This window comes from Mesorhizobium sp. BH1-1-5 (assembly GCF_020165615.1).
Taxonomy (GTDB): domain Bacteria; phylum Pseudomonadota; class Alphaproteobacteria; order Rhizobiales; family Rhizobiaceae; genus Mesorhizobium.
In genome coordinates, this window is the sequence record NZ_JAIUIM010000005.1 from 103,428 (window position 1) to 128,420 (window position 24,993).

Sequence of the window (24,993 nt, forward strand, 5' to 3'; positions counted from 1 at the left end):
GATTGCCGACGTCCGCAGACGTTGCCGCTTCAAAGCGATGCCACGCGCGGCTTTACTGCCGCCAGAGCTTCGCCAGCCGACCAAAGCGCCACACCGAAAAGGGTCAAGTCCTTGACGATGAAAGCGCCGAGCGCCGGGTCGAGTTGCGGCGTGGTCGCCAGGAAACTGAGCGTGACCACCAGCGAGGCGGCGACGCCGTAACTACCGATCGCCGACACCCATGGCGTAAAGGGACGCGAGGCCATCATCAGGGCCAAGGCAATCTCCACGATGCCGATGATGTTCGAAGACAGCTGCTGGTCAAACAGGCTGGGGAGCCAGAACAAGAATGGGCTGTGGACGAGCAACGGATGAATCGCCGTCGCTTCGGCAGCGGTGAACTTAGCTACCCCAAACACCACGAAAAAGAGGACAACGCTGTATCGAGCCACCACCTGCCCTGCCGCCAGGGTCCATTTCTGTAAATTCGCCATGACTACCTCCTTGATAAGTGCGTGCTACACGCACATAATAAGCCATATAATCGCTAGCGCCGTCAACCCCTCATGATAAAGATTGCCGCCATGACCCGTCTGAGAACCGCCAATATGCTTGCCGCTTTCGCCGGCGAAATTGCCGAACGCGTCGAGGCGACCCTAAAAAGTCACCCCAACCAGACTGACTCCGCCTCGGCTGCGCTCAACATCATGGGTTTTTGGGAAGGCATCACCAACGCGCAGCTCGCGCGAGCGCTGAACCTCTCGCACACGGCAACGGTGCGTCTGGTCGATAAGCTCGAAGCCCAGGGTTTCGTCGAAGCTCGTAAGGGTGAGGACAAGCGTGCCACCCACCTCCATGTAACCGCGGCAGGCCGCAAAGCCGTACTGCCCGCGCTCGTCGCACGTTGCGCGGCGGTCAAGGACTATCTTGAAGTCCTCACCGCCGCTGAAGAAAAGCAGCTCGCCGGCCTCCTCGAGAAGCTGATGCGGCCACTGGCGACGGATGCTTACGGAGTGAGCCATTTTTGCCGCCTTTGCGAATTTACCGCCTGTCCCGGAGACCAGTGCCCGATGCATGCGGACATGGCGTCTTGGCCCGAAATCTGACGAGCCGCCCGGCACGGATACGAACAGGACGAATAGCCAATGCCTCAGAACGACAAACAACCTTGGCGGTTCGACAAAGAACGCGCCGCGCTCCTGGTCATCGACATGCAGAGCGACTTCGTCGACGAGGGCGCGGTGATGGAAGTGGCGATGGCCCGGCATCGCATTCCGGTCATGCGGCGGGTGATCGAACTGTGCCGCGCACATGGCGTCCCGGTGGTCTACACGCAGCATGTGCTGAGCGACCATTTCAACATCTCGCCGCTCGAAACCGCCTACCAGCCGAGACTGAAGGCCGAAGGCATGCGCGAAGGCAGCGCCGGCACCGGGATCGTCGCGCACCTCGCCCCCTTGGCGGGCGAGGTGGTCATCAAGAAGCACCGCTACGACGCATTCCACAACACGCAGCTGGAAACGGTGCTGCGCAACATTCGCGGCGCCGGCCAGGTCGACACCGTCATCATCATCGGCACGGTGACGAGCATCTGCTGCGAATCGACGGCCCGCAGCGCCTTCATGCGCGACTACAAAGTGGCTTTCGTCAGCGATGCCAATGGCGGGCTGGACGAGGCATCGCACGACGCGACGCTCGCTATCATTGGCAAGGTGTTCGGGCGCGTGATGACGGCCGCGGAACTGGAAAGCCTGTTCTAAGCGTAGGATCAGGGCGGATCGGTCTTGCAGCTTGCCGCAATCTGCCCAATCGCCTCGGAGAGGCCCGAGAGCTCGAAATCGGCCTCGCCGCGCCCCGAGAGCAGACCGAAGCGCCATGACAGCGTCAGCCGGTTGGCTGACGCCAGGCGCCTGATGCCATCGTCTCCATCCCTGACCAGCGTTCTGCCGCGCGGGCCAACCGACCAGCTCTCGTCGGTTTTGCCGCCGCCATCGACAATGACGGAGATGGTGATCTTGCGGCTGGCGGAGACGGCATCGTTGAGCTGGAGCCATTCGCTCCAGCGCGGTTCGCCGTCAGGCCGGCAAGCCAAGGTCAATACCGGGCTGTAACCCAGGGCTCCGCCGCCGGTGATCAGCTTGTTGCTGGCGTGCAGCGATGCCGTGATCTGGCCGTCATCGCCGGCGCCGACGCTCCAGTTGCCGAGATCCGGCTCGGCCCGGGCAGCGCCGGCGGTCGTGGCAAAGAAGAGCGCCGCGGCGACGACCACGTCTCTCATCATGAACCCCAGCCTCACCAGTGCCTCCAAACAGCCGCGAACGCGATGAAGCGCAGATAATGTTCAACGCTTGGTATCGCCAGCGGCAGGCCATCAAGACAAGTTGTCTGTGTTGCCGCGCCGCCACAATGGATCACATCACAATGAAAAAGGCCGCCCGGAGGCGGCCTTTCGAAATCGATGAATTGGGACCTGTTACTCGGCTTCCTTGGCGGCCTTCTTCTTCGGCGCGGCCTTCTTCTTCGGCTCTTCGGCCTCGTCGGCGGCTTCGCCCGCCTTTGCCTCGCCCGTCTTTGCCTCACTTGCCTTGGCTTCGGCTTTCTTCGAGGAAGCCTTCTTGGCCGGCTTCGCCTTAGTCGCGGTCTCGGCCTCCTCGTCGTCGGCCATCAGTTCGTCCTTGCCGACCTTGACGTCGTTGACCGAGATCTGGCCGAGCAGATAGTCGACGACCTTCTCCTCGAACATCGGCGCGCGCAGCGCGTTGATGGCTTCGGGGTTGCTGCGGTAATACTCGAAGGCTTCCTGCTGCTGGTTGGCCGGGAAGCGGCGCACCTGCTCGAACAGGCCGCGCTGCAGCTCTTCGTCCGACACGGTGACGCCGGCCTTCTCACCGATCTCGGCCAGAACCAGGCCAAGGCGCACGCGGCGCTCGGCAAGGCGCATATATTCGGCCCGCGCCTCTTCTTCCGTCGTCTCCTCGTCGGCGAAAGTGCGGCCGGCTGCTTCGAGGTCGCGGTTGACCTGAGCCCAGATGTTGTTGAACTCGGCCTCGACGAGCTTCGACGGCGCCTCGAAGGAATACGAAGCATCGAGCTGGTCGAGCAGCTGGCGTTTCACCTTCTGGCGGGTCATCGAGCCGAACTGGTTCTCGATCTGGCCACGCACGATCTCGCGCAGGCGCTCCAGCGATTCCAGGCCGAGATTCTTGGCCGTCTCGTCATTGACCTCGAGCGCGCCGGGCGCCGACACTTCCTTGACGGTGACGTCGAAGGTGGCTTCCTTGCCGGCCAGATGTGCCGCCTGGTAGCTTTCGGGGAAAGTGACGGTGACCTGCTTCTCGTCGCCGGCCTTCGCGCCGATCAGCTGGTCCTCGAAGCCGGGGATGAACTCCTTGGAGCCGAGCACCAGCGGTTGGTCGTTGCCGGCGCCGCCGGCGAAAGCCTCGCCGTCGATCTTGCCGACATAGTCGATGCTGACGCGGTCGCCCTCGGCGGCCTTGCCGGTCTTCGGCTCGTAGCTGCGCGCCGATTCGGCGACGCGCTTGACCTGATCGTCGACTTCCGATTCCGGCACGTCGTAAACCTGACGCGTCACCTTGATGTCGGAGAAATCCTTGATCTCGATCGCCGGGATGACCTCGTAATTGAGGCTGAATTCGAAGTCGGAGCCGCCGGCCAGGATCTTCTCGGCCTCCTTCTCGTCCTCGGTCATGATCACTTCGGGCTGCATGGCGGCCTTTTCGCCGCGCCCCGAGATGATCGAACGGGTCGAGTCGTTGAGGATCTCGTTGACGACCTCGGCCATGAACGACTTGCCGTACATCTTGCGCAGGTGCTGCACCGGCACCTTGCCCGGGCGAAAGCCGTTGATGCGCACCTTGTCGCGGGCATCGGTCAGCCGCGCCATCAGCTTGGCTTCCATGTCACCGGCCGGCACGGTGATCTTGATCTCGCGCTTGAGACCGGAGTTGAGCGTTTCGGTGACCTGCATCCTAGAACCTTTGTTTTAACAACGAGACTGCCAACGGTCCCAACCGTTTACAGCCTGCCGGTATGATCTTGCCGGAAATGGCTTTTGGTACGGAACCTGGCGATTTGACCGCCGATGCGGTTCAAATTCTCCTGAACTAAGCTTTGCAAACTGCGAATAAGTTCTTGTTTTACCTATAACTTTTCACATCTTGCAGAAGCGGAAATTCACGTTCCGTAACATTCGACACGCCTTTTGTCACAGGCTAGGCTAATTTTCAACTATCTTCGCTGCAATGCATGCCGCCCAAAAGTGCGCAGCGGTTTTGGGAGAACGGCATGCATCAAACGAAACTCAAGGCGCGTCGCCTGAATCCATTCCGACGCGACGCGCTTTAGCCGGATAAGCATGACTTGAACCCCCGACATTGACAGAATGATGGCTACATGGGATTGCCGGGGAAAAGCGGATGTGGCGGAATTGGTAGACGCCCTGGATTTAGGTTCCAGTGCCGAAAGGCGTGGGGGTTCGAGTCCCTTCATCCGCACCATCCTTCGCGCTGACGAGCTTCGGATGGCAGGCCGCCCTTAGCCGATGTCGCTTCGATAATGGAAATCCCTGAGGAACTTAGGCAAGCCCACAAACACGGCTCCAACCATAGGCAAGAGGTGGAGAGCAGCCTAATCTGCGGATGTTTCTTTTGCCTTTCCGTCTATCCTCCCTCTGATATCCAAGAATGGGTTGATGAAGATGAAGCCGGACGTGGGACGACGGCCATCTGCCCCAAATGCGGCATCGATTCCGTTCTTGGAGACAAATCAGGCTACCCGATAACCGACGTCTTCCTGAAAAGCATGAAGACGCTTTGGTTCTAGTAATTCAGTACAGCGGCTCCTCGAACAGCGTCTTGTCGCCGTCCATCAGCGCCTTGATCTGTGCGGTGCCATCGGCCGATAGCGCGAGCTTGATGCCGAACGGGCGTACGCGCATGTCGTCCTGGATCGCCATGCCCTCGCCTTCCGGCACATAGAAGCGATTGATCCCGTAGTCCGGCGCGATCGTCGTGTCGGGGCTGCGCAGGTCCCAGCCCGCGGCGACATGTCCGGCGATATCCGCCTCGTCCGCGCCGGCCGGGGCCGGCGCCTTGCCGAACCAGGCCGCGGTCGGCTGCCAGTAGCCGTCCGCGCCCTTCTTCAATCGCACCGTGATCGAGCCGTCGTCGGTGGAAAACGCGCCTTGCGGGACGTTGGCGATCAGCTTCACCGGAATGCGCGAAATGTTGTTGTTCAGCGAGACATAGTCGCCGCGCAGGAGATCGCGCGGATCGACGGGCTCGACTTTCAAGAGCACTTCCTTGCCGTTGCGCAGGATTGCGGCGCGGCCGGCGATGATCCAGCTGAGAAAGCCTATCTGGACAAGCGCCAGCACCAGCGCCGAGACGATGAGTTTCTTGCCGGTCATGCTGTTGCCCCCTGCTGCGCGGGCGCCCTCATGCGCTTCTCGACGCGGATGATGATCAGCGCCAGGATGCCGAGCAGCACCGCCGCGGCCAGGAAGAACCCGGCCGTATCCAGCATCGACTTCAACGTGACGCTGTAGATGATGGCAAGTTCGAAGGCGAAACCGGCATAGGCCAGCCAGCGCAGCCCCCTGCTCTCGCGGCCCGCCAGCATGATCGCCACGACGATGCCGGCAAGCGCTATGATCGAGGCGACGGCGAAACCGCTATTGTAAGTGCTTTCATCCGCCAGTTCGAACTGAATGATCGCCATGCCGGTGAGAAAGCCGAGCAAGGCGTGCAAGGACAGCCGGCCGCCGAGCTGAAGGATCCTCTCGATCGGATCGCCCGCAAAGACCGCGGCGGCAAAGAGCAGCGCCGAGGCGACTGCCAGCGAAACCGCCACCGGCAGCGTGTCGTGATCCGTCGCAAGCAGCACCAGATAGAGAATGACCGACAGGATGATGAGGTGGCGCGCGGCCTGGCTGCGCGTCCAGAACGAAATGGCGAACAGGACGATCGCCATGACGATGAAGAGATGCGGAATTTCCGCGCGCCAGTAGAAGCCGAACCCCTTGAGGACCAGCCAGGCGTCCGCGATGCCGACCGCCGCCACCGTCAGCGGGTTGGAACGCAGCGCCACCGCCGCCAACGCCGTGCCGGCGCACCAGGTGAGCAGAGCCGAGGCCTCGTCGCCCGAGAGGTGATACATCTGGCCGATCAGGGCGATCGACCCGCCGAAGGCCGCGGCGGCAATGATCCACAGCGCCTCGCCGATCGCGGCATGGTCGCGCGTCTTCAGCACCGCGCCGCCGACATAGCCGGCAAGGATGAGCGCAAACAGCGCCGCCACGCGAACGAGACGCGGGATGACCTCCCAGTTGGCGGCGACGAAAATCAGGATCGCGGCGCCGAACAAAAGCGCTGCCATCATCGCCAGGATGGAGCCGAAACTCAGCGACGCGCGTTCATTGGCCACCACGTCGCGCGTCAATGCCTCCGCCGTGGCGGGATCGACCAGCCCGGCCTCCCGCCAGCGCGCAATATCCGCCCTCACTCGTGTCGCATAGCCCGCCATGCTTTCCCCCGAGCCCGGTCATTTCCTTAGCCGGGGCAGCCAAACCGTTGACGCGGCGGCATTTTCCGATTCGGCCTTCTTTGTGACGCAGGCGTGAATGGCCATTAATGTTGCATTGCACAATTTGCATTGCTGCCATGCGCCAACGGCACTTTTAAACCGATATGATCTCACCTATTTTCTGTTCGTACACAAACGGAATGATCCGAACCAAAGACGAAACGAGAACTACCATGAACCTGATCCGCAACTACCGCAACTGGCGCCGCTACCGGGACACCGTTTCCGAGCTGAGCCGCCTGTCGAACCGTGAACTGACCGACCTCGGCATCAGCCGCAGCGACATCCACTACGTCGCTCGCAAGGCGGTCTAATCCGCTTCGGACCGCAAATGGTCCGAACCAGTTTTGAAGAGAGTTAAGACAATGAACCTGATCCGCAGCTATCGTAACTGGCGCGTCTACCGCGACACCGTTACTGAGCTGGGTCGGCTTTCGAACCGCCAGCTCCATGATCTCGGCATCGTTCGCGACGAGATCAAGATGGTCGCCCGCAAGGCGATCTGAGTAAGGAATTTCGCCAGGGTCGACCTCCTCCCCGACCCTGACGGATACGGTCAACCTTCACCTCCTCCCGAGGGTTGACCACCGAAACGGCGCCCGCCGGACCTCCTCCCCCGGCGGGCGTTGTTCTCCAGAAGCGAACGAAGTTCGTCTTCCAAGCGAACGAAGTTCGTCTTCCAAGGTTTCGCCCCTTCTCAAAGGCGAAAAGAATTTTTGTCCTTAAGGACGAAAGGAATTTCGTCAGAGCCGACCTCCTCCCCGGCGATGATGAATACGGTCGATCTTCACCTCCTCCCGAGGATCGACCCCCAAAACGACACCCGCCGGACCTCCTCCCCCGGCGGGTGTTGTTGTTTTTGGCGCTAGTCACCAGGCCAGCCATTTTCCCGGCAATTGCAATCGCTGCGCCAAGCGATTATTCCGGCGCTCATGAGCAAAAATCCCGTACACGTCATCGGCGGCGGCCTCGCCGGCTCCGAAGCCGCATGGCAGATCGCGCAAGCCGGCGTCCCGGTCGTGCTGCACGAAATGCGCCCGGTGCGCGGCACCGACGCGCATAAGACCGATGGTCTGGCCGAGCTCGTCTGCTCCAATTCCTTCCGCTCCGACGACGCCGAAAACAACGCCGTTGGCCTGCTGCATGCCGAAATGCGGCTTGCCGGCTCGCTGATCATGAGCGCCGGCGACGCGCATCAGGTTCCTGCCGGCGGCGCGCTGGCGGTCGACCGCGACGGTTTTTCCGACGCGGTGACGGCCAGGATCGAAGCGCATCCGCTGATCACCATTCAGCGCGAGGAAGTGCCCGGACTGCCGCCCAAGGATTGGGACCAGGCGATCATCGCCACGGGTCCGCTGACGGCGCCCTCGCTCGCACAGTCGATCGCAGAGGCCACCGGCGCCGATGCGCTGGCCTTCTTCGACGCGATCGCGCCGATCGTGCATTTCGACACGATCGATATGAAGACTGCCTGGTTCCAGTCGCGCTACGACAAGGTCGGCCCCGGCGGCACCGGCAAGGACTACATCAACTGCCCGATGGACAAAGACCAGTATTTCACCTTCGTTCAGGCGCTGCTGGAGGGTCAGAAAACCGAGTTCAAGGAGTGGGAAGGCACGCCTTATTTCGATGGCTGCCTGCCGATCGAGGTGATGGCCGAACGTGGCGTCGAGACCTTGCGCTACGGGCCGATGAAGCCGATGGGCCTGACCAACGCCCACAACCCGACGGTCAAGGCCTATGCCGTGGTGCAGCTTCGCCAGGACAATGCGCTGGGCACGCTCTACAACATGGTCGGTTTCCAGACCAAGCTGAAGCATGCCGAGCAGGTGCGCATCTTCCGCACCATTCCGGGGCTTGAAAACGCGGACTTCGCACGGCTCGGCGGTCTGCACCGCAACACCTACATCAACTCGCCGACGCTGCTCGATCCCTCGCTCCAGCTGAGGTCACGGCCGGGCCTGCGCTTCGCCGGCCAGATCACCGGCTGCGAAGGCTATGTCGAAAGCGCCGCCATCGGCCTGCTCGCCGGCCGCTTTGCCGCCGCCGAGCGACTCGGCCAGACGCCATCTTTGCCGCCTGCGACGACGGCCTTCGGTGCGCTCCTCAACCACATCACCGGCGGCCACATCGTCTCCGACGACGAGCCGGGCAAGCGCTCCTTCCAGCCGATGAACGTCAATTTCGGCCTGTTTCCGCCGGCGGAAGCGCCGAAAGCCGAAGGCAAGCGCCTGCGCGGCAAGGATAAGACTATCGCCAAGCGCCACGCCATCACGTCGAGGGCGCTGGCCGATTGCAGGCAATGGATGGGCCTGCCCGCGCAGGCGCAGGCGGCGGAGTAGCTTATGGCTGACGTCTCCAGGTTGCCTCAGCTTCTGCCGCCGGGTCTGCCGGCAAGTGAAGAGCCCTTTGCGGGTGACTACGAGATTATCTGGAGCCTCTATATTCGCTGCAAGAGCCTCCAAAAATTGCGCGAGGTTCATATCCCTGCACTCGAAGCGCTGATCGGCCAGCCACATGGCGGCAAAGGCTGGCAGTACGACAACGAACGCTACATCAAGAACCGGGACCGGAGCCTGAAGAGGATTATTGCCTTAAAGCGCCTCCCAGGCCCTTACACCGATCAGATCCTCGTCGATTTCATGAAGACACTTTATTCGCTCTCTTCGTATTGGACAATTCAAGCGCGGCTGGACCCGTCGCACCCCCGCGGTGTGTATGTGTGCGCCAGCTTCAAATCCGAAACTGCGCCCTCAGAGACACCGGCGGTCGTCGACGCTATGGTTGAATTGGAGGCCAATTTCACAGACGCCATGGGTGGAGAATCCGGGCTGTATCTCGGCTCCGGTCAGCGTATCAGCTAGTCATTTCCAACTATTCCGCCGGCTCGGCACTCGCCTGGGGCAACCCCGGCTTGCCCGCCTCTCCCGGATTCCTCCGAACATAAGCCGCCTTCAGCGTCTCCGACGTATCGCGCGAGCCGTCATGGCTCCAGCCGGGGGGCTGGATGAGATAGTTCAACCGCTCGCCAACCGTCAGCCCGGGCGCCAGCGCATCCTTGAACATACCGATCCATTCGTGGAAGGCCACCTTCAACGGGTTGAAGGTGCCGATGTTCTTGACGATGCCGTAGCGCGGCCGGTCCTCCTCCAGCTCCTCGACGAAGGTGCCGAACATGCGGTCCCAGATGATCAGCGTGCCGGCAAAATTGGCGTCGAGATAGCGCGGATTGGTGGCGTGATGGACGCGGTGATGCGAGGGCGTGTTGAGGATGAATTCGAACCAGCCCCACGTCTTGCCGATCGTTTCAGTGTGGATCCAGAACTGCCAGACAAGGTTGAAGCCGAAGACGAAGGCGATAACCGCCGGATGAAAGCCGAGCAGCACCAGCGGCGCCTGCAGGATGAAGGTAAAGGTGAACAGGCCGGTCCAGCTCTGTCTGAGCGCCGTCGAGAGGTTGTAGTGCTGGCTGGAATGATGGTTGACGTGTTCGGCCCACACCCAGCGCACCCGGTGCGCGATGCGGTGATAGACGTAGTAGCGCAGATCATCGAGCAGGAAGGCGGCGACGAACACCCAGATCGACAGGCCGAGATTGAAGAAGCGGAACTGCCAGAGCCACAGCAGCGCCCAGTAGGACACGACGCCGAGCAGCAGGCCTGCAACGACATTGCCGGTCCCCATCATCAGGCTGGTCAGCGTGTCGCGCGTTTCGAACGATCCCTTGGCGCGGCCGGTGCGCACCAGCCAAAGCTCGATCAGTATCGCCGCGACGAAGAACGGGATCGCAAGCTGGGTGACCTGCGGGAAATTATACTGATCCATCACGCCGCCTCCCGGATCCGATCATGGCCATGCAATGCCGCCGCCACGGCCAGCGCGCCTGCTTCGTCGGCAAAGACGAAATTGCCGCCTTTCCAGGTGAAATCATTGAGCCGCAGCGACACCGCATTGCCTTCCCTGGTCAGCGCCAGAATGTCGTGCGGCATGACGATACGCGTCAGAAAGCAATCGCCCATGCTCTGGACGATGCCACAGCGCTTCGAACCGAGCTCGAGAAACGCGGCATGGCTGTCGGCCGTCAGCCGCACAGCGCCTGGCTTTTCGTCGGGAAAATCCTCGGCGAAGCGTGCAAGCGCCTGATCCTCGCCGGCAAGCGTTGCGGTGGTCGTGCCGCCTGTGAAATGCACGGCGGCGACCGACAGCGCGATGCCGAACACGACTAGGACGACCAGGACTGGCAGGCTCATGGAAGGGCGGCTCCTCCGGTGGCCCGCATTTCTTTGATGCGAGTCCACGCGACGGAACCCCTAGCACGATTGACGTTTACGTCAAAGGGGTGTCCAGCCTCGCATCGCGTGACGCAGGAGCAGCCAGTGCCTGCGCAGGATGGAAAGCGTCGCTGTCGCAGCGAGCGGCGACCTGCCCGTCTTCTCCGTCCTGTCGAGATAGGCGCGGGTCAGCGCCAACGGCAGGAAGGCCGGCCGCAACGCAACGGGAAGCCTTGGCGCGCCTTTCTCGAAGGCGCTGAGATGCTCCCGCGCCAGCGCGATCATCGCAGCGACCGTGCGTTCCGCGGCGGCCCCGCCCTCTCCTTTGACGAACTCTTCCGGCGTCGTGCCGGCGGCCGCCAGGATGTCCGCGGGCATGAAACACTGGCCGCGCCGGCGATGCAGCGGCAATAGAAGCAGCAGCCCGGTGATGGCCTGGGCGCAACCGGCCCTGCCCGCCAACTCGGCGAAACCCGGCGCCGCGACCGGATCGAGCACCATCGCCGCAAGCTGGATAAGGGCTGCGGCCGTTTCGCCGCAATAGCCCTCGAGGTCGGTCCTCGACGGCATCGGATCGTCATAGAGATCGAAGATGCGGGCCTCGAGCATGTTGTCGAAAGCAGTCTTCGGCAAATGGTGGGCGGCGATCGTCGCGCGCAGCGCATCGGCGGTCGGGTGGCCTGTCTCGGCATCTCCATCGGCCGCGATGACGTCGCGCCACCATTGCAGCCTGACCTCGCCCGGCAACGGCTCGTGGATGCGGTCGCGCACCCCGGCGATTTCGGCGTTGAAGGCATAGAGCGCAAGCAGCGCGCCGCGCTTGTCGGCCGGCGCGTAGAGTGCTGACAGGTACCGGTCATGGTCGGCGGCGCGCACCGCATCTATGACGATGTCGCCATTTTTGATGTTGGACGTGCCGGCCATTCAATCGACGGCGATCAGCGCCGCGGCCACGGCGCGGTCTTCGGCGAGCAACACATTGTAGGTCCGCACCGCCGCCCCGGTCGACATCGGGTCGGCCGAGATGCCGGCCTCCTTGAGCGCGGCGCGCAGTGCCGCCGGCAGCGGCCGCAATTCCTTGCCCATGCCGACCAGCAGGATCTCCACCCTGCCGGCCTCGGCGAACAGTCTGTCGAAATCCGAGGCCTTCAGCGCCAGCGGATCGGCCGGCTCCCAGCCATGGATGCCCGACGGCAGGACGAGCAGCGAGCCGCGATGCGACATGTCGGCAAAGCGGAAGCCGCCATTGCCATAGGCTTCGATCGGCGCCTTGCCGGGGAAATGCGCCTCGCGGATGATGATGCCTTGGGCCATGGGTCTAGAGCATGATGCCGAAAAGTGTGAAGCGGTTTTCGGACGACATCATGCTCTATCTCTTTACCATCCGGCCCTGGCGACGTCAGGTCGTCACGGCCTTGCCGTTCACCGGCTTTTCCTCGTCGGCGGTCGAGGCCTGCGGCCGCAACCGGAACAGGATCAGCAGCGGCGCGGCGATGAAGATCGACGAGTAGGTGCCGAACACCACGCCGAACAGCATGGCCATCGTGAAGGAGCGGATGACCTCGCCGCCGAACAGCACCAGCGCCAACAGCGCGAGCGATGTCGTCACTGAGGTGAGTGTGGTTCGAGACAACGTCTCGTTGATGGCGTTGTTCAAGAGCTGCGGCAGCGGCATCTTCTTGTATTTTCGTAGATCCTCGCGGACACGGTCATAGACCACGATCGTATCGTTCAGCGAGTAGCCGATGATGGTGAGGATCGCCGCCAGCGACGACTGGTTGAACTCCAACCCCGTCAGGACAAAGAAGCCGATCGTCATCACCACGTCGTGGACCGTCGCCACGATGGCGCCGACCGCGAACTGCCATTCGAAACGGAACCAGACATAGAGCAGGATGCCGGCCAACGCGATCAGCATGGCGATCGTGCCCTGCTTGGCCAACTCGCCGGAAACCGTCGGCCCCACGACTTCAACGCGACGGAAGTCGTACTGGTCCTGCAATTCGCCCCGCACCTTGTCGATAACACTCTGCTCGGCATTCTCGCCGGCGTCCTGCGTTCCGACGCGGATCAGCACGTCGTTCGGCGCGCCGAATTGCTGCACCTGGATCTCGCCGATGTTGAGGTCCGAAAGTCGCGAGCGGATGTCACCAAGATTCGCGTCGCCCTGCTTGGACTGCACCTCGATCAGCGAACCGCCCCTGAAGTCGATGCCGTAGTTGATGCCGAGGGTCAGGAATCCGACAACCGAGAGGATGGACAACGTGCTTGAAAGCGCAAAGGTCCAGCGGCGGATGCCCATGAACGGGATCTTTGTGCCAGGCCGAATAAAGGTCACGGGCGCCCGCGGCAGCTCCTTCGGCCGGGCACGGCGCAGCCAGATCGCCACCAGCATGCGGGTGAAGGTGAATGCGGTGAAGACCGTGGTCAAAATACCGATGGCATAAGTGATGGCGAAGCCCTTGACCGGACCGGTACCCAGCCAGAACAGCACCACGGTGGCGATCAGCGAGGTGACGTTGGAGTCGACGATGGTCGCCAGCGCCTTGGAGAAGCCGGTGTCGATCGCCTGGATGACGGAACGGCCGGCTCGCCGCTCTTCGCGAATACGCTCATAGATCAGAACGTTCGAGTCCACCGCCATGCCGATGGTGAGCACGATACCCGCGATACCCGGCAAGGTCAGCGTGGCGCCGAGCAGCGACAGCGCCCCGACAATCATCGCGACATGGACGGCCAAAGCGATGTTGGCGAGGAAGCCAAGGAAGCCATAGGCGACGAACATGAAGCCGACGACGAGGATCGAGCCGATCACGCCCGCCACTTTACCGGCGTGGATGGAATCCTGGCCGAGGCCCGGTCCAACCGTGCGTTCTTCGATAATGGTCAATTTCGCCGGCAAGGCGCCGGCGCGCAGCAAGACGGCGAGGTCGTTGGCGCTATCGGCAGTGAAATTGCCGGAGATCTGGCCGCTGCCGCCAAGGATAGGTTCGCGGATCACCGGCGCCGAAATCACCTGATTGTCGAGCACGATGGCGAATGGCTTGCCTACATTCTGCTGGGTCGCCTGGCCGAACCGCGTCGCCCCACGGGAATTGAAGGTGAACGAAACGACCGGCTCATTGGTCTGCGAGTTATAAGTCGGCGTCGCGTTCGACAGGTCTTCGCCCGACACGATGACGCGGTTCTCGACCAGGTAAGGAACTGGCGGATCGTCCTGCGAGTAAAGGACGGAGTCGCCGGGCGGCGGTCGATTTTTCATCGCGTCCTGGACCGGCACCGACGTATCGACCATCTGGAACGTCAGCTTGGCGGTCTGGCCGATGATGTCCTTGAGCCTTTGCGGGTTTTGCAGTCCGGGCACCTGGACCAGAATGCGATCGTCACCCTGCCGCTGCACGATCGGTTCCGTCGTGCCGAGCGCGTTGACGCGCCGCTCCACGACCTCGATCGCCTGCGACAGCGCCGTCGATGTGCGGTACTTGATGCCCGCATCCGTGACGGTGAACTTCAGCAATCCGGGCTCGGAATCGTCCAGGGTCATCGACTGGACGGAACCGCCGCTAAAGAGCCCGGCCGTGACTGGATTGGTTATCGGCTTCAACGCTGTCTTTGCGGCTTCGACCTGGCTCGGATCGTTGATACGCACCTGCACGGTGCGGCCCGTTCCACCAAGTCCGGTATATTGGATCTTGGCATCGCGCAGCAGCGTCCTGATCTCGTCGCGTGTCGTCTCCAGTTGATCCTTGACCAGATCGTTCTGGTCCATCTGGAGCAGGATGTGCGAGCCGCCCTGAAGGTCGAGGCCGAGCGTCATCTGCCGCTTCGGCACCCAGCTTGGCAGTTGCGCCAGCGTGCTTGCCGGGAAGAGATTGGGCGCGGCGAGGATCACTGTGATGGCCACGGCGAGCCAGATCAGGATCATCTTCAGGCGCGAGAAATAGAGCATTCGTTCTTATCCGTTCAGGCGTACAAGCGGCAGCGTTCCGCCATCGGCTCGTTGTCAACTATGGTTGTCATTCCGGCCATGGCCGGCCCTATCGTGCTTCCTCGACGATTGTCAATCTCGCCGGCAGCGCGCCGGTGCGGAATAACAGGGCCAGTTCCTTGGCGCTTTGGGCCGTGAAATTGCCCGATATCTGCACCGTGCCATGCTCGATGGGTTCCCGGATGATAGGCGCCGAAATCACCTGATCGTCCAAAATCACTGCAAATGGCTTGCCGATATTCCGCGTGGTCGCCCACTTGAAACGTTGCGTACCCTTGGAATCGAGCCGGAATGCGACGACAAACTGTTCTGTCGAGCTGTCGTGGGTCGCTTCCGCGTCCAGCACACTGTCGCCCGAGACAAGCACCCGGTCCTCGACCAGATAGGGCACTGGCGGATCGTTCTGCGTGTAAAGCACCGTTGAACCGACAGGCGGCTGGCCATTGACCGCATCGTCCACAGGCATCGAAGTATCGACCAATTGGAAGCTCAGCCGGCCCTGCCGCGCAAGGATTTGCGCCAGGCTGTGCAAGTCCGCGACGCCTGGCGCCTGAACCAGCAAGCCGTCATCCGCCAACTGGACCGAGGGATCGGCCACGCCAAGTTCGTTGAGGCGATTTTTGATGACCTCGATCGACTGTGTGAGCGCCTCGGAGGTTCGGTACTTTGCGCCGGCATCGGTCATGGCGAACTTCAGCAGGCCGCGCTCGCTATCGTCCAGCGCAAACTCCTGGACCGGACCGTCCTTGCCGGCAATGGGCTCGACCACCGCCTTAAGCGCCGCTTTGGCGGCCTCGACTTGCCCAGGATCGTCAATGCGCAGTTGAACCGTGAGGCTCGATACGGCAAGGCCGCTGTAGCTGATCCTGGGTTCGGCGTCGTGAAGCAGCGTCCTGATCTGGTCGCGCATTGCTTCGAGCCGGCGGCCTTTTACCTCGTCCGTATCCAGGCGAAATAAAATATGCGCACCGGGCACCGAGGCGAAAGCATGCGACGCGCCGAAGACCATCGAGATCAGGGCAAGCCCGATCAAAATGACCCTCAGGCGCGAAAGATAGACCATATGCCGCCGTTCGTCAGAGCCCTGCCCGCGGCTATCGCCGCCAGGATTTCGCTTACTTCTTGGCGTTCTGGTTCGCCACCGGCTCGCCCTTGACGCGCACGTCCGAGATCGTCGAGCGAAGCGCCGTCACTTTGGTGCCGCCGCCAAGGTCGATCTCCAGCTCATTGTCGTCGATCACCTTGGTTACCTTGCCGACGAAGCCGCCGCCGGTCACCACCGTGTCGCCGCGGCGCACCGCCGACAGCATTTCCTGGCGCTTCTTCAGCTGCGCGCGCTGCGGCCGGATGATCAGAAAATACATGATCACGAAAATCAGGACAAACGGCAAAATCGAGATGAGCATGTCTGGCGAGGCGCCGACGCCCTGGGCGTATGCCGGTGTAACGAACATCAAGAAACTCCTGGATGGTGAAATACCGCCGGGGCGGCCCCGCGAAAATTTGGCCGGAATATAGTCGGTAAACTTACCAATGCAACTCCGCTGCGGGACAAATCCGTTGCTTTTCCAGCCGTTTGCGGCGTGCTAGAGCGTCGCAGCGGAAGCCGCTTCGAGGCCACCGAAAAGATCATGCTCCAACAAAAGCTTGGGCCTGGTTCTAGCAGCGACGCCATGGAAGCTGCTCCCACATCTCGACATGCCACAACAAAAAGACCTGACATGACCGACAGCCTGGATGCCTTGAACAAGAAACTCGACCGCCTGATCGAGGCGGTTTCCCGCCTCGCCCCGCCGCCGGTTCCGCAGACCGACCTCGGCGTCGCCGACTGCTTCGTGTGGCAGGCGGATCCGGGTTTTCTGGAACCGGTGCGCAAGGTCAACCGCGTCGACATCGGCCTGATCCGCGGCGTCGACCGTGTCCGCGACATCCTGCTCGACAACACCGAGCGCTTCGCGTCCGGCTATGCGGCGAACAACGTGCTCTTGTGGGGCGCTCGCGGCATGGGCAAATCCTCCCTGGTCAAGGCCGTGCACGCCACCGTCAACGCCTCCGACAAGCTCGACCGGCCGCTGAAGCTGATCGAAATCCACCGCGAGGACATCGACACGCTGCCCAAGCTGATGGGTCTCCTGAAGGCGGCTCTATACCGCTTCATCCTGTTTTGCGACGACCTCTCCTTCGACCATGACGATACGTCATACAAGTCACTGAAGGCGGCGCTGGAAGGCGGCGTCGAGGGCCGGCCCACCAACGTCATCTTCTACGCCACATCCAACAGGCGGCACCTGCTGCCACGCGACATGATCGACAATGAGCGCTCGACCGCGATCAACCCTTCGGAAGCGGTGGAGGAGAAAGTCTCGCTTTCCGACCGCTTCGGCCTGTGGCTCGGCTTCCACAAATGCTCGCAGGACGAATATCTCGACATGATCGACGGCTATGTCCGCTATCACGGCCTGACGATCGATCCCGAGCAGCTGCGCGCCGAGGCGCTGGAATGGGCAACCACCCGCGGCAGCCGTTCCGGCCGCGTCGCCTGGCAGTTCACGCAGGACCTCGCCGGCCGGCTTGGCAAGCCGTTGAAGGACTGACCGGCCACCCTCGCCCGCAACTGAAAAGGGCCCGCCCCTTGCGGAGCGGGCTGAAGACGGCGGGCCGGACTGGAGGTCAGGCGGCCCGCAAATGTTCTTGTTCTATTCGAGATAGCCGGTCGGATCGACCGGGGCCGAGTTCTTGCGCACTTCGAAGTGCAGCTTGGGCGAGTCGGTCGTGCCGCTCATGCCGGACAGCGCGATCTCCTGGCCGCGCTTGACCTTCTGGCCGCGCTGAACCTCGATCGAGCTCGCATGGCCATAGACGGTCACCAGGCCGTTCTCGTGCCGCACCAGAACGGTGTTGCCGAACTCCTTGAGGCCGTCGCCGGCATAGATGACGACGCCGTTCTCGGCCGCCTTGATCGGCGTTCCTTCCGGCACCGCGATGTCGACGCCGTCCTTGCCGGAACCGAAGCCGGAGATCACGCGGCCGCGCACCGGCCAGCGCATCTTGCCGATGCCGGTCGCGTCGGGCGCCACCGCATCGTCGTCCTCGGCCTGCTGGATGACCTTGGCGTCCTTCTTCGGCGGCGTATAGGAGGCGAGCGTTTGCGACGGCGTGGTCTTCGCCGGCGGCGTCGTGGTCGCGGTCGTCACGGGATCGACGCCAGGCTTGGCGGCGGCGGGCTTGGCGGCTGCCACCTGAACGGTGCCGCCGGCCGGAACCTTGAGTGTCTGGCCGATCTTGAGCAGGCCGTCCTTCATGCCGTTGGCCTGCTTCAGCGCCGTGGTGCCTACACCGGTCTTCCTGGCGATCGACGACAACGTGTCGCCCTGCTGCACGGTGTAGGTGCCGCCGGCGCCGGCCGGCTTGGCCTCGGCCATTTGGGGCGCGGGCTTCGGGTTCTTGGAACCTGCGGCCGCGGCCGACGCATCGACCTGAGCGGCAGATTTGCCGTCCTTGACCTTGGGTTGCTGCGGCAGCACAGCGACCTTTTCGGGAGCAGGCTGCTTCGGCGTGTTCGTCGGCTTGCCTTCGGCGACCTTCGGCTCCGCCTTGCTCGAATAGGCATAGGCGGGGATGACGATCTTCTGACCGCTGCGGATGCCCTTCTTCGGATCGATCCCGTTGACCTTGGCGATGGCATCGGCCGGCACATGGTAATGCGCCGCAAGGCCCGAAAGCGTCTCGCCGTCGCGCACCACGATTTCCGTCGCATGCGGCGCGGCGCTCGCATTGCGCACGGCGTCGGGCTCGGCGGTCTTGAACGGCTTGGCCGCGGCAACCGTGCCGGTGGCCGTCCTGTCGAGATGCGGCGCAGGCGCGAGGGCAGGAGCCGGCGCGAGGGCGGGCGCCGAAGCGGTACGCATCGGCTTTGCCGCAGCCGGCGCCGACGGAGGCGGCAGTTGCTGGGCGGTGACCGGCTCGAGGCTGGAGCGGCTCACCGACTGGGTGTGGGTGCCGTCGAGCGGCGCAGGCGCGACCGTATCGCCCGGATAGGGCTGGTCGACATTCTGCTTGTTGATGATGGCACGCTGATTGTTGGTGGATGATGTGAAGACATCGTCGACACCGTTGAAGCGCATCGACTGGGAACTGCACCCGGCCGCCGCGCCGGCAATCATCAGCACAGCGCAACCGCGCGTCAGATTGCGTCTGTTTGCCTTCAAGTGATTGAATTGCATCGCACTAACCCGCACAGACCCGGTACAAACTGGCCATGATTAAAGCGCGTTAATGTTACTGGCCGGTTAACCCATTAGAATCCGGCGAAAATTTTCTTAAAACATTGGCGGAAATTTTGGCGCGGCCAAAATCCGGGCGACGGCGACGCGGACATCCCGGCTTTCCGGCGCATTCGCGGCTGGTTCTCGGGACCGCGGGCTTCGCTTCATTGCAGGCCGGGAACAAAGTTCAATCGCCGAACATCGAAGTGATCGGTCCGGACGCCGCAGTTTCCTATCCAAGTATAGTTTGGATTCAAATATTCCCGGGTGTTGCTTCCAGGTAACGGGATTTCCGGGGCGAGTTCCGATACCGTCAGGGAACTTGGGAGGGTCCTTCAATGAAATGTTTTCTCACCGCCGCGGCGTTTGCCGCTGCTTTGGGCGCGACTGCGCCCGTATCCGCCGCCGATCTCACCGAAACACCCGTTGCCGCGAGCTACGACTGGAGCGGTTTCTACATCGGCGCCAATGGCGGCTGGGGATCGAGCCACTCATGCTGGGACGCTCAACTTGCCGGCCTGTCTTTCAACGAGGGCTGTCACAATGCCACCGGCGGCACCGTCGGCGCACAGCTTGGCTATCGCTGGCAGCGCAACGACTGGGTGTTCGGGCTCGAAGCGCAAGGTAACTGGGCCGATCTAAAGGGTTCCAATGTCAGCGAATTCATTCCCCCTTTTATAGATCGTTCCCGCGTCGACTGGTTTGGATTGCTGACGGCCCAGGTGGGATACAGCGTCGATAACGCACTCTTTTACGTCAAGGGCGGTGCGGCCGTGACTCACGACCGTTTTGAGGTCCTCTTTCCTCCAGACATCCCTGCTGGCAAGACCGGCGATCAGACCCGGTGGGGTGGCGTGCTGGGCGCGGGCCTTGAATACGGCTTCGCCCCGAATTGGTCACTCGCAATCGAATACGATCACCTGTTCATGCCCGACAAAACCACTACTTTCGCAACCGTCGGGCTGCCCTTCCCGTTCGGCACGGATCGCATCAGCCAGGACGTCGACCTAGTCGGCTTGCGGCTGAACTTCCGCTGGAACGGTTGAGAAAAGCTAGATCACCGCGGCGACGCTGCGCAGGATCGGCTGCAGCCTGACCATGCCGATGTCCTCGCGCTCGAAGCGGCTGCCGACCTTGGTGAGCTTGGCCAGCACCTGCTCGCCTTCCTCCGGGCCGATCGGCGCGATGACGACGCCGCCGCTCGACAGCTGGTCGAGCAGGAAGCGCGGCAGGTTGTCGAAAGCCGCCCAGGCGACGATGCGGTCGAACGGCCCTTCATTGGGCAGGCCGTTGGAACCGTCGGCCTGGCGGACGATGACGTTGCTGATGGCGAGCGCCTCGAAACGCTGCTTGGCCTGCTCGGTGAGCGTCTTGTAGCGGTCGATGGTGATGACGCGCGCCGCGAGCCTCGACATGACCGCGGCCGTGTAGCCCGAGCCGGTGCCGATCTCGAGCACGCGGTTGCCCGGCTCGATGTGGAGCGCGGCAATCACCGCAGCCTGCAGATCGGCGCCCTCGATCGCTTCGCCGCACTCGATCGGCAACATGCCGTCCGACCATGCGATCGGGTGGAACTGGGCCGACAGGAAACCACGCCGCGGCGTCGCCTCGAAGGCCGCGACCAGCGCCTTCGGCGCCGTGCCCCTGCCCCGCAGCCTGAGCAGGAAAGCGGCAAACCCCTCGCGGTCGTCGATAGCCGTGTTCATGCCAAAACCTTATTCATGACAACGCCTTGGTCAGTTGGTCGCGGAGTTCATGGGCGGTAAGGTCGAGCTGCAGCGGCGTCACCGACACCAGCCGGTTGCGCATCGCATAAAGGTCCGTGCCCTTTTTGCCCTCGACCGGCTCGCGGCCGAAGCGCAGCCAGTAGTAAGGCAGGCCGCGCCCGTCGCGCCGCTCGTCGACCCACAGGCTATGCACCAGCTTGCCCTGCGAGGTGACGACGGTGCCCTCCACCTCGTCGGGAGCGCAGTTCGGGAAATTGACGTTGAGCAGCACGCCTTCCGGCAGCGGCGTTTCCACCAGCCGCTTGAGCAGCGCCGGTGCCAGCGCCTCGGTCGTCTCGTAGGGAACGACGCGGTCCTCGCCGACATAGGAATAGGCCTGGCTCACCGCGATGGAGCGCACGCCGAGCAGCGCGCCTTCCATGGCGCCCGCCACGGTGCCGGAATAGGTGACGTCGTCGGCGATGTTGGCGCCGGAATTGACGCCGGACAGGATCAGGTCCGGCGGTCCGGGCAGAATCTTCTTCGTGCCCATGATGACGCAGTCGGTCGGCGTGCCGCGCACGGCGTAATGCTTCTCGCCGATCTTGCGCAGCCTGAGCGGCTCCGAGATCGACAGCGAATGCGCGTAGCCGGACTGGTCCTGCTCGGGCGCCACCACCCAGACATCGTCCGACAGCGCTCGCGCGATGCGTTCGAGCGACGCCAGCCCTTCGGCGTGGATGCCGTCGTCATTGGTCAGGAGAATGCGCATCGAGTCACTTCGCTTCGATCTTGGCGAGACCACCCATGTAAGGCCGCAGCACTTCAGGAATGGTTACGCCGCCATCCTCATTCTGGTAGTTTTCGATGACGGCTATGAGAGCGCGGCCGACCGCGGTGCCCGAGCCGTTCAACGTATGGACGAAGCGATTGCCCTTGCCGTCCTTGTCCTTGTAGCGAGCATCCATGCGCCTGGCCTGGAAATCGCCGCAGACCGAGCAGGACGAGATTTCGCGATAGGCGTTCTGCCCCGGCAGCCAGACCTCGATGTCGTAGGTCTTGCGCGCGCCGAAACCCATGTCGCCGGTGCAGAGCGTCATCGTGCGGAACGGCAGGTCCAGTTTTTTCAAAACGGCCTCGGCGCACTCCGTCATGCGCTCATGTTCTTTGATCGAGTTCTCCTGGTCGGTGATCGAGACCAGCTCGACCTTGTAGAACTGGTGCTGGCGCAGCATGCCGCGCGTGTCGCGGCCGGCCGAGCCCGCTTCCGAGCGGAAGCATGGTGTCAGCGCCGTGTAGCGCAGCGGCAGCTTTTCATGCGCGGTGATCTCCTCGCGCACCAGGTTGGTCAGCGGCACTTCCGCCGTGGGGATCAAACCGAGACGACCGTCGCCATGCGGCGTGAAGAACAGGTCGAGCTCGAATTTCGGCAGCTGGTTGGTGCCGAACAGCACCTCGTCGCGCACCATCAGAGGCGGGATGATCTCTTCATAGCCGTGCTCGGTGGTGTGCAGGTCGATCATGAACTGGCCGAGCGCGCGCTCCAGCCGCGCCAGCTGGCTCTTCAGCACGGTGAAGCGGGCGCCGGACAGTTTCGCCGCGCGCTCGAAATCCATCATGCCGAGCGCTTCGCCGATCTCGAAATGCTCCTTCACCCAGTTCGGGCGCGTCGGCACCTCGCCAACGATGCGCTTGACGACATTATCGTGCTCGTCCTTGCCGACCGGCACGTCCTCCAGCGGCACATTGGGCAGCACCGCGAGCGCGTCGTTCAGCGCCTTGTCGAGCTCGCGCTCGCGCGCCTCGCCGTCCTGGATGAACGCCTTGATGTCGCTGACTTCGCCCTTAAGCTTCTCGGCAAGTGCCGCATCGCCCGAACGCATCGCATTGCCGATCTCCTTCGAGGCGGCGTTGCGGCGCTCCTGCTTGACCTGCAACTCGGTCAGATGCTCGCGCCGCGCCTCGTCCTTCGCGACCAGATCGTCGACCGTGGACTGCGCCTCGCCCGCCGACCACGAGCGCTTCACCAGCGCCTCGACAAGGGCCTTCGGGTTGTCGCGAATCCATTTGATGTCAAGCATGGTCGATCCTCAAGGTAAGGATCGAGGGCGTAAACCGCATCCGTCATCGATGCAAGACGGCGGCCGAGCCGACCGCCGCGATTTTCCCGGCTCGAATGGCTGGCTAGGTCGAGGAGGCGTCCGGTGTGTTGCTCGAAACCGAGCTACTCTCCGCCTCTTGCTGCTGCTCGCGCGCCAGGCGGTCGCGCGCCTGGCTGCGCTCGATCATGCGCGACGACCAGATGGCCACCTCGTAGAGAATGATGGTCGGGATGGCGAGGCCGCACTGGCTCATCGGATCCGGCGGCGTCAGCACCGCGGCAACCACGAAGGAAAGGACGATCGCCCATTTGCGCTTCTCGGCCAGCGCCTGCGACGACAATATGCCGACACGCGTTAAAAGGCTGGTCACCACCGGCAGCTGGAACACCAGGCCGAAGGAGAAGATCAGCGTCATGATCAGGCTGAGATATTCCGACACCTTCGGCAGCAGCGATATCTGCACCTGGTCGTTGGTGCCGGTCTGCTGCATGGCCAGGAAGAACCACATCACCATCGGGGTGAAGAAGAAATAGACCAGCGAGGCACCCATCAGGAACAGGATCGGCGAAGCGATCAGGAACGGCAGGAAGGCGCTGCGCTCGTTCTTGTAGAGCCCAGGCGCGATGAACTTGTAGATCTGCGTGGCGATCAGCGGGAAGGCGATCACCATGCCGCCAAACATGGCGAGCTTCACCTGGGTGAAGAAGAACTCCTGCGGCGCGGTATAGATGAGCTCGACCTTGTGCGGGTCGAGCCCTGCCCATTGCGTCGCCCATTTGAACGGGATGACCAGAAGGTTGAACAGGCGCTTGGCGAAGAAGAAGCAGACGAGGAAGGCGACGAAAAAGCCGCCCAGCGACCAGATCAGCCGGCGGCGCAGTTCGATGAGATGCTCGATCAGCGGCGCGGACGATTTCTCGATTTCTTCCTTTTCCTTGTCCGAAACGCTCACTTGGCGGCTCCCGCCGTCTTCTTGCCGTCAGTTGTCTTCTTGGCGGCCGGCTTCTTCGCCGTGGCGGGCTTTGCCTCGGCCTTGGGCGCGGCCTTTCCGGCAGTCGCTGCGGCTTTAGCCGGCGCTTTTGCGTCCGGTGCCTTCGTCGCCGACACCTTTGACGCCGCTGCCGTATTCGCCGCGACGCTGGCCTTGGGGGTCGTGGCCTTTTTCGCGGGCTTGGCCGCTGCGGGGGCCTCTGAAACCGATTCCGTGACGGAGGCGTCGGTCATGGCGGGGAAGATCGGCGCTGCCGGCGTGGCCTCGGTTCCGCTGGCGCCGGGCATATCCGTGGCGCCGTTCTTCAACGGCTCGGCGGCCTGCGGCGTTTCCGCTGCCGGCGCGGCCGGATCGGCGGCCGGCTTGGGCTTCATCATCGTATCGACGCCGGCGCGCACATCGGCCGCAGCCTGCTCGAACGGATTGAGCTGCTTGCGCACCTCGTTCATCGGATTGAGGCCGCGAAGACTGTCGATCGAACTCTTCACGTCGTCGAGTTCGGCTTCCTTCAGCGCTTCGTTGAATTGCTTCTGGAAATCGCCGGCCATGGCGCGCAATTTCGCCGCGGTGCGACCGAAGGTGCGCAGCATGTTGGGCAAATCCTTAGGCCCGACGACCACGATCATGACGACCGCGATCACCAGCAGCTCGCTCCAACCGACTTCGAACATGGCAATCTATTCCGACGGGTGCCTGCCGCTCAAACGCGCGAAGCGGTTTTGGGACAACGGCATGCTCAAACCAACAACCGGGATCAGCTCTTGCTGACCTTTTCCTTGGCCGGCGAAACAGTCTCGTCGGCACGATGCTCGACGGTACGCTTGTCGTCGGCGGTGTCGTCGTCAGCCATGCCCTTCTTGAAGCTCTTGATGCCCTTGGCCATGTCGCCCATCAGTTCCGGGATCTTGCCGCGGCCGAACACCAGAAGCACGATGACCAGCACGATCATCCAGTGCCAAATCGAAAATGAACCCATTGCTAATCTCTCTCGAATGTTTTCCCTGGCGATGATCTATGCGTTTTCGCTCGGGGATTCAAACACAACCGCAATGAAGTTGATAAAATGGCTAGCGGATGTCACGCACTTT

General features: G+C 62.6%; 27 protein-coding genes and 1 tRNA gene. 9 read left to right on the forward strand and 19 right to left on the reverse strand.

Annotated elements, in window-relative coordinates:
- Positions 1–29 precede the first annotated feature (29 nt).
- A complete protein-coding gene (locus LB572_RS08485) occupies positions 30–473 on the reverse strand; it encodes a DUF417 family protein (protein ID WP_140807057.1) in 444 nt (147 codons plus the stop codon).
- 90 nt (positions 474–563) lie between these two features.
- Here LB572_RS08485 and LB572_RS08490 point away from each other — a divergent pair, with 90 nt between their 5' ends.
- Both LB572_RS08490 and LB572_RS08495 read left to right on the forward strand, forming a co-directional pair.
- The gene (locus LB572_RS08490) at positions 564–1,085 is read left to right on the forward strand and encodes a MarR family winged helix-turn-helix transcriptional regulator (RefSeq protein ID WP_224667411.1); all 522 of its coding nucleotides are present in this window, start codon (positions 564–566) and stop codon (positions 1,083–1,085) included.
- A gap of 39 nt (positions 1,086–1,124) precedes the next feature.
- Positions 1,125–1,739, forward strand: coding sequence for an isochorismatase family protein (locus LB572_RS08495; protein WP_224667412.1), 615 nt, complete (start codon positions 1,125–1,127; stop codon positions 1,737–1,739).
- An 8-nt stretch (positions 1,740–1,747) separates the two neighbouring features.
- On the opposite strand, the gene LB572_RS08500 is transcribed toward LB572_RS08495, so the two are convergent.
- Together LB572_RS08500 and tig are read right to left on the reverse strand one after the other, a co-directional pair.
- Positions 1,748–2,260, reverse strand: a complete 513-nt coding sequence (locus LB572_RS08500; protein ID WP_224667413.1) for a hypothetical protein — start codon at positions 2,258–2,260, stop codon at positions 1,748–1,750.
- A 192-nt stretch (positions 2,261–2,452) separates the two neighbouring features.
- Complete coding sequence (gene tig / locus LB572_RS08505) at positions 2,453–3,967, reverse strand: trigger factor (RefSeq protein ID WP_140807061.1); 1,515 nt, start codon at positions 3,965–3,967, stop codon at positions 2,453–2,455.
- A gap of 444 nt (positions 3,968–4,411) precedes the next feature.
- Between tig and LB572_RS08510 the strand changes: the two genes are divergently transcribed.
- Positions 4,412–4,496 (forward strand) — tRNA-Leu (locus LB572_RS08510).
- A gap of 329 nt (positions 4,497–4,825) precedes the next feature.
- On the opposite strand, the gene LB572_RS08515 is transcribed toward LB572_RS08510, so the two are convergent.
- Both LB572_RS08515 and LB572_RS08520 read right to left on the reverse strand, forming a co-directional pair.
- Positions 4,826–5,407 (reverse strand): GDYXXLXY domain-containing protein, encoded by a 582-nt coding sequence (locus tag LB572_RS08515; protein WP_224667414.1) that lies wholly within the window; start codon positions 5,405–5,407, stop codon positions 4,826–4,828.
- Positions 5,404–6,522 carry a DUF2157 domain-containing protein gene (locus LB572_RS08520; RefSeq protein WP_224667415.1) on the reverse strand — a complete coding sequence of 373 codons (1,119 nt, stop codon included), beginning with the start codon at positions 6,520–6,522 and terminating at the stop codon, positions 5,404–5,406. The genes LB572_RS08515 and LB572_RS08520 overlap by 4 nt, the downstream gene beginning before the upstream one ends.
- 233 nt (positions 6,523–6,755) lie before the next feature.
- On the opposite strand from LB572_RS08520, the gene LB572_RS08525 reads away from it, so the two are divergent.
- From LB572_RS08525 to LB572_RS08540, 4 genes are all read left to right on the forward strand, one after another.
- Positions 6,756–6,896, forward strand: coding sequence for a DUF1127 domain-containing protein (locus LB572_RS08525; RefSeq protein ID WP_006335194.1), 141 nt, complete (start codon positions 6,756–6,758; stop codon positions 6,894–6,896).
- 51 nt (positions 6,897–6,947) lie between these two features.
- A complete protein-coding gene (locus LB572_RS08530) occupies positions 6,948–7,088 on the forward strand; it encodes a DUF1127 domain-containing protein (protein ID WP_084508100.1) in 141 nt (46 codons plus the stop codon).
- A 426-nt stretch (positions 7,089–7,514) separates the two neighbouring features.
- Complete coding sequence (trmFO, locus tag LB572_RS08535; protein WP_224667416.1) at positions 7,515–8,924, forward strand: methylenetetrahydrofolate--tRNA-(uracil(54)-C(5))-methyltransferase (FADH(2)-oxidizing) TrmFO; 1,410 nt, start codon at positions 7,515–7,517, stop codon at positions 8,922–8,924.
- A gap of 3 nt (positions 8,925–8,927) precedes the next feature.
- Positions 8,928–9,446 (forward strand): hypothetical protein, encoded by a 519-nt coding sequence (locus LB572_RS08540; RefSeq protein ID WP_140807067.1) that lies wholly within the window; start codon positions 8,928–8,930, stop codon positions 9,444–9,446.
- 10 nt (positions 9,447–9,456) lie between these two features.
- On the opposite strand, the gene LB572_RS08545 is transcribed toward LB572_RS08540, so the two are convergent.
- From LB572_RS08545 to yajC, 7 genes are all read right to left on the reverse strand, one after another.
- Positions 9,457–10,407, reverse strand: coding sequence for a sterol desaturase family protein (locus tag LB572_RS08545; protein ID WP_224667417.1), 951 nt, complete (start codon positions 10,405–10,407; stop codon positions 9,457–9,459).
- Entirely contained in the window at positions 10,407–10,832 is a 426-nt protein-coding gene (locus LB572_RS08550; protein WP_224667418.1) for a hypothetical protein, read from the reverse strand. The genes LB572_RS08545 and LB572_RS08550 overlap by 1 nt, the downstream gene beginning before the upstream one ends.
- Positions 10,833–10,913: 81 nt before the next feature.
- Positions 10,914–11,777, reverse strand: a complete 864-nt coding sequence (locus tag LB572_RS08555; RefSeq protein WP_224667419.1) for a phytoene/squalene synthase family protein — start codon at positions 11,775–11,777, stop codon at positions 10,914–10,916.
- A complete protein-coding gene (locus tag LB572_RS08560) occupies positions 11,778–12,167 on the reverse strand; it encodes an Mth938-like domain-containing protein (RefSeq protein ID WP_224667420.1) in 390 nt (129 codons plus the stop codon).
- 85 nt (positions 12,168–12,252) lie between these two features.
- Positions 12,253–14,802, reverse strand: coding sequence for a protein translocase subunit SecDF (gene secDF / locus LB572_RS08565; protein ID WP_224667421.1), 2,550 nt, complete (start codon positions 14,800–14,802; stop codon positions 12,253–12,255).
- Between the two features lie 88 nt (positions 14,803–14,890).
- A complete protein-coding gene (locus tag LB572_RS08570; RefSeq protein WP_224667422.1) occupies positions 14,891–15,904 on the reverse strand; it encodes a SecDF P1 head subdomain-containing protein in 1,014 nt (337 codons plus the stop codon).
- A 52-nt stretch (positions 15,905–15,956) separates the two neighbouring features.
- The gene (gene yajC / locus LB572_RS08575) at positions 15,957–16,295 is read right to left on the reverse strand and encodes a preprotein translocase subunit YajC (protein WP_095765024.1); all 339 of its coding nucleotides are present in this window, start codon (positions 16,293–16,295) and stop codon (positions 15,957–15,959) included.
- Between the two features lie 267 nt (positions 16,296–16,562).
- Between yajC and LB572_RS08580 the strand changes: the two genes are divergently transcribed.
- Entirely contained in the window at positions 16,563–17,435 is an 873-nt protein-coding gene (locus LB572_RS08580) for an ATP-binding protein (protein WP_140807766.1), read from the forward strand.
- A 102-nt stretch (positions 17,436–17,537) separates the two neighbouring features.
- Here the strand turns inward: LB572_RS08580 and LB572_RS08585 are convergent, their stop codons facing one another.
- On the reverse strand, positions 17,538–19,064 hold the full coding sequence (locus tag LB572_RS08585; protein WP_224667423.1) for a peptidoglycan DD-metalloendopeptidase family protein: 1,527 nt from the start codon (positions 19,062–19,064) through the stop codon (positions 17,538–17,540).
- A gap of 380 nt (positions 19,065–19,444) precedes the next feature.
- Between LB572_RS08585 and LB572_RS08590 the strand changes: the two genes are divergently transcribed.
- A complete protein-coding gene (locus LB572_RS08590) occupies positions 19,445–20,152 on the forward strand; it encodes an outer membrane protein (protein WP_224667424.1) in 708 nt (235 codons plus the stop codon).
- A gap of 6 nt (positions 20,153–20,158) precedes the next feature.
- Here LB572_RS08590 and LB572_RS08595 read toward each other — a convergent pair whose 3' ends face one another.
- The 6 genes from LB572_RS08595 to LB572_RS08620 form a co-directional block, all read right to left on the reverse strand.
- The gene (locus LB572_RS08595; protein ID WP_140807769.1) at positions 20,159–20,812 is read right to left on the reverse strand and encodes a protein-L-isoaspartate(D-aspartate) O-methyltransferase; all 654 of its coding nucleotides are present in this window, start codon (positions 20,810–20,812) and stop codon (positions 20,159–20,161) included.
- Positions 20,813–20,825: 13 nt separating this feature from the next.
- The gene (gene surE, locus LB572_RS08600; protein ID WP_224667425.1) at positions 20,826–21,584 is read right to left on the reverse strand and encodes a 5'/3'-nucleotidase SurE; all 759 of its coding nucleotides are present in this window, start codon (positions 21,582–21,584) and stop codon (positions 20,826–20,828) included.
- A 4-nt stretch (positions 21,585–21,588) separates the two neighbouring features.
- Positions 21,589–22,893, reverse strand: a complete 1,305-nt coding sequence (serS, locus tag LB572_RS08605; RefSeq protein ID WP_224667426.1) for a serine--tRNA ligase — start codon at positions 22,891–22,893, stop codon at positions 21,589–21,591.
- Positions 22,894–22,996: 103 nt separating this feature from the next.
- Complete coding sequence (tatC, locus tag LB572_RS08610; protein ID WP_140807771.1) at positions 22,997–23,866, reverse strand: twin-arginine translocase subunit TatC; 870 nt, start codon at positions 23,864–23,866, stop codon at positions 22,997–22,999.
- Positions 23,863–24,576 (reverse strand): Sec-independent protein translocase protein TatB, encoded by a 714-nt coding sequence (gene tatB, locus LB572_RS08615; RefSeq protein ID WP_224667427.1) that lies wholly within the window; start codon positions 24,574–24,576, stop codon positions 23,863–23,865. The genes tatC and tatB overlap by 4 nt, the downstream gene beginning before the upstream one ends.
- An 83-nt stretch (positions 24,577–24,659) precedes the next feature.
- Positions 24,660–24,881, reverse strand: coding sequence for a twin-arginine translocase TatA/TatE family subunit (locus LB572_RS08620; protein ID WP_140807773.1), 222 nt, complete (start codon positions 24,879–24,881; stop codon positions 24,660–24,662).
- Positions 24,882–24,993 lie beyond the last annotated feature (112 nt).

What these genes read in the sequence shown, in the direction of transcription:
- LB572_RS08485 (WP_140807057.1), bottom strand. Translation starts at nt 473, where the DNA reads ATGGCGAATTTACAGAAATGGACCCTGGCGGCAGGGCAGGTGGTGGCT.
- LB572_RS08490 (WP_224667411.1), top strand. Translation starts at nt 564, where the DNA reads ATGACCCGTCTGAGAACCGCCAATATGCTTGCCGCTTTCGCCGGCGAA.
- LB572_RS08495 (WP_224667412.1), top strand. Translation starts at nt 1,125, where the DNA reads ATGCCTCAGAACGACAAACAACCTTGGCGGTTCGACAAAGAACGCGCC.
- LB572_RS08500 (WP_224667413.1), bottom strand. Translation starts at nt 2,260, where the DNA reads ATGATGAGAGACGTGGTCGTCGCCGCGGCGCTCTTCTTTGCCACGACC.
- tig (WP_140807061.1), bottom strand. Translation starts at nt 3,967, where the DNA reads ATGCAGGTCACCGAAACGCTCAACTCCGGTCTCAAGCGCGAGATCAAG.
- LB572_RS08515 (WP_224667414.1), bottom strand. Translation starts at nt 5,407, where the DNA reads ATGACCGGCAAGAAACTCATCGTCTCGGCGCTGGTGCTGGCGCTTGTC.
- LB572_RS08520 (WP_224667415.1), bottom strand. Translation starts at nt 6,522, where the DNA reads ATGGCGGGCTATGCGACACGAGTGAGGGCGGATATTGCGCGCTGGCGG.
- LB572_RS08525 (WP_006335194.1), top strand. Translation starts at nt 6,756, where the DNA reads ATGAACCTGATCCGCAACTACCGCAACTGGCGCCGCTACCGGGACACC.
- LB572_RS08530 (WP_084508100.1), top strand. Translation starts at nt 6,948, where the DNA reads ATGAACCTGATCCGCAGCTATCGTAACTGGCGCGTCTACCGCGACACC.
- trmFO (WP_224667416.1), top strand. Translation starts at nt 7,515, where the DNA reads ATGAGCAAAAATCCCGTACACGTCATCGGCGGCGGCCTCGCCGGCTCC.
- LB572_RS08540 (WP_140807067.1), top strand. Translation starts at nt 8,928, where the DNA reads ATGGCTGACGTCTCCAGGTTGCCTCAGCTTCTGCCGCCGGGTCTGCCG.
- LB572_RS08545 (WP_224667417.1), bottom strand. Translation starts at nt 10,407, where the DNA reads ATGGATCAGTATAATTTCCCGCAGGTCACCCAGCTTGCGATCCCGTTC.
- LB572_RS08550 (WP_224667418.1), bottom strand. Translation starts at nt 10,832, where the DNA reads ATGAGCCTGCCAGTCCTGGTCGTCCTAGTCGTGTTCGGCATCGCGCTG.
- LB572_RS08555 (WP_224667419.1), bottom strand. Translation starts at nt 11,777, where the DNA reads ATGGCCGGCACGTCCAACATCAAAAATGGCGACATCGTCATAGATGCG.
- LB572_RS08560 (WP_224667420.1), bottom strand. Translation starts at nt 12,167, where the DNA reads ATGGCCCAAGGCATCATCATCCGCGAGGCGCATTTCCCCGGCAAGGCG.
- secDF (WP_224667421.1), bottom strand. Translation starts at nt 14,802, where the DNA reads ATGCTCTATTTCTCGCGCCTGAAGATGATCCTGATCTGGCTCGCCGTG.
- LB572_RS08570 (WP_224667422.1), bottom strand. Translation starts at nt 15,904, where the DNA reads ATGGTCTATCTTTCGCGCCTGAGGGTCATTTTGATCGGGCTTGCCCTG.
- yajC (WP_095765024.1), bottom strand. Translation starts at nt 16,295, where the DNA reads ATGTTCGTTACACCGGCATACGCCCAGGGCGTCGGCGCCTCGCCAGAC.
- LB572_RS08580 (WP_140807766.1), top strand. Translation starts at nt 16,563, where the DNA reads ATGACCGACAGCCTGGATGCCTTGAACAAGAAACTCGACCGCCTGATC.
- LB572_RS08585 (WP_224667423.1), bottom strand. Translation starts at nt 19,064, where the DNA reads ATGCAATTCAATCACTTGAAGGCAAACAGACGCAATCTGACGCGCGGT.
- LB572_RS08590 (WP_224667424.1), top strand. Translation starts at nt 19,445, where the DNA reads ATGAAATGTTTTCTCACCGCCGCGGCGTTTGCCGCTGCTTTGGGCGCG.
- LB572_RS08595 (WP_140807769.1), bottom strand. Translation starts at nt 20,812, where the DNA reads ATGAACACGGCTATCGACGACCGCGAGGGGTTTGCCGCTTTCCTGCTC.
- surE (WP_224667425.1), bottom strand. Translation starts at nt 21,584, where the DNA reads ATGCGCATTCTCCTGACCAATGACGACGGCATCCACGCCGAAGGGCTG.
- serS (WP_224667426.1), bottom strand. Translation starts at nt 22,893, where the DNA reads ATGCTTGACATCAAATGGATTCGCGACAACCCGAAGGCCCTTGTCGAG.
- tatB (WP_224667427.1), bottom strand. Translation starts at nt 24,576, where the DNA reads ATGTTCGAAGTCGGTTGGAGCGAGCTGCTGGTGATCGCGGTCGTCATG.
- LB572_RS08620 (WP_140807773.1), bottom strand. Translation starts at nt 24,881, where the DNA reads ATGGGTTCATTTTCGATTTGGCACTGGATGATCGTGCTGGTCATCGTG.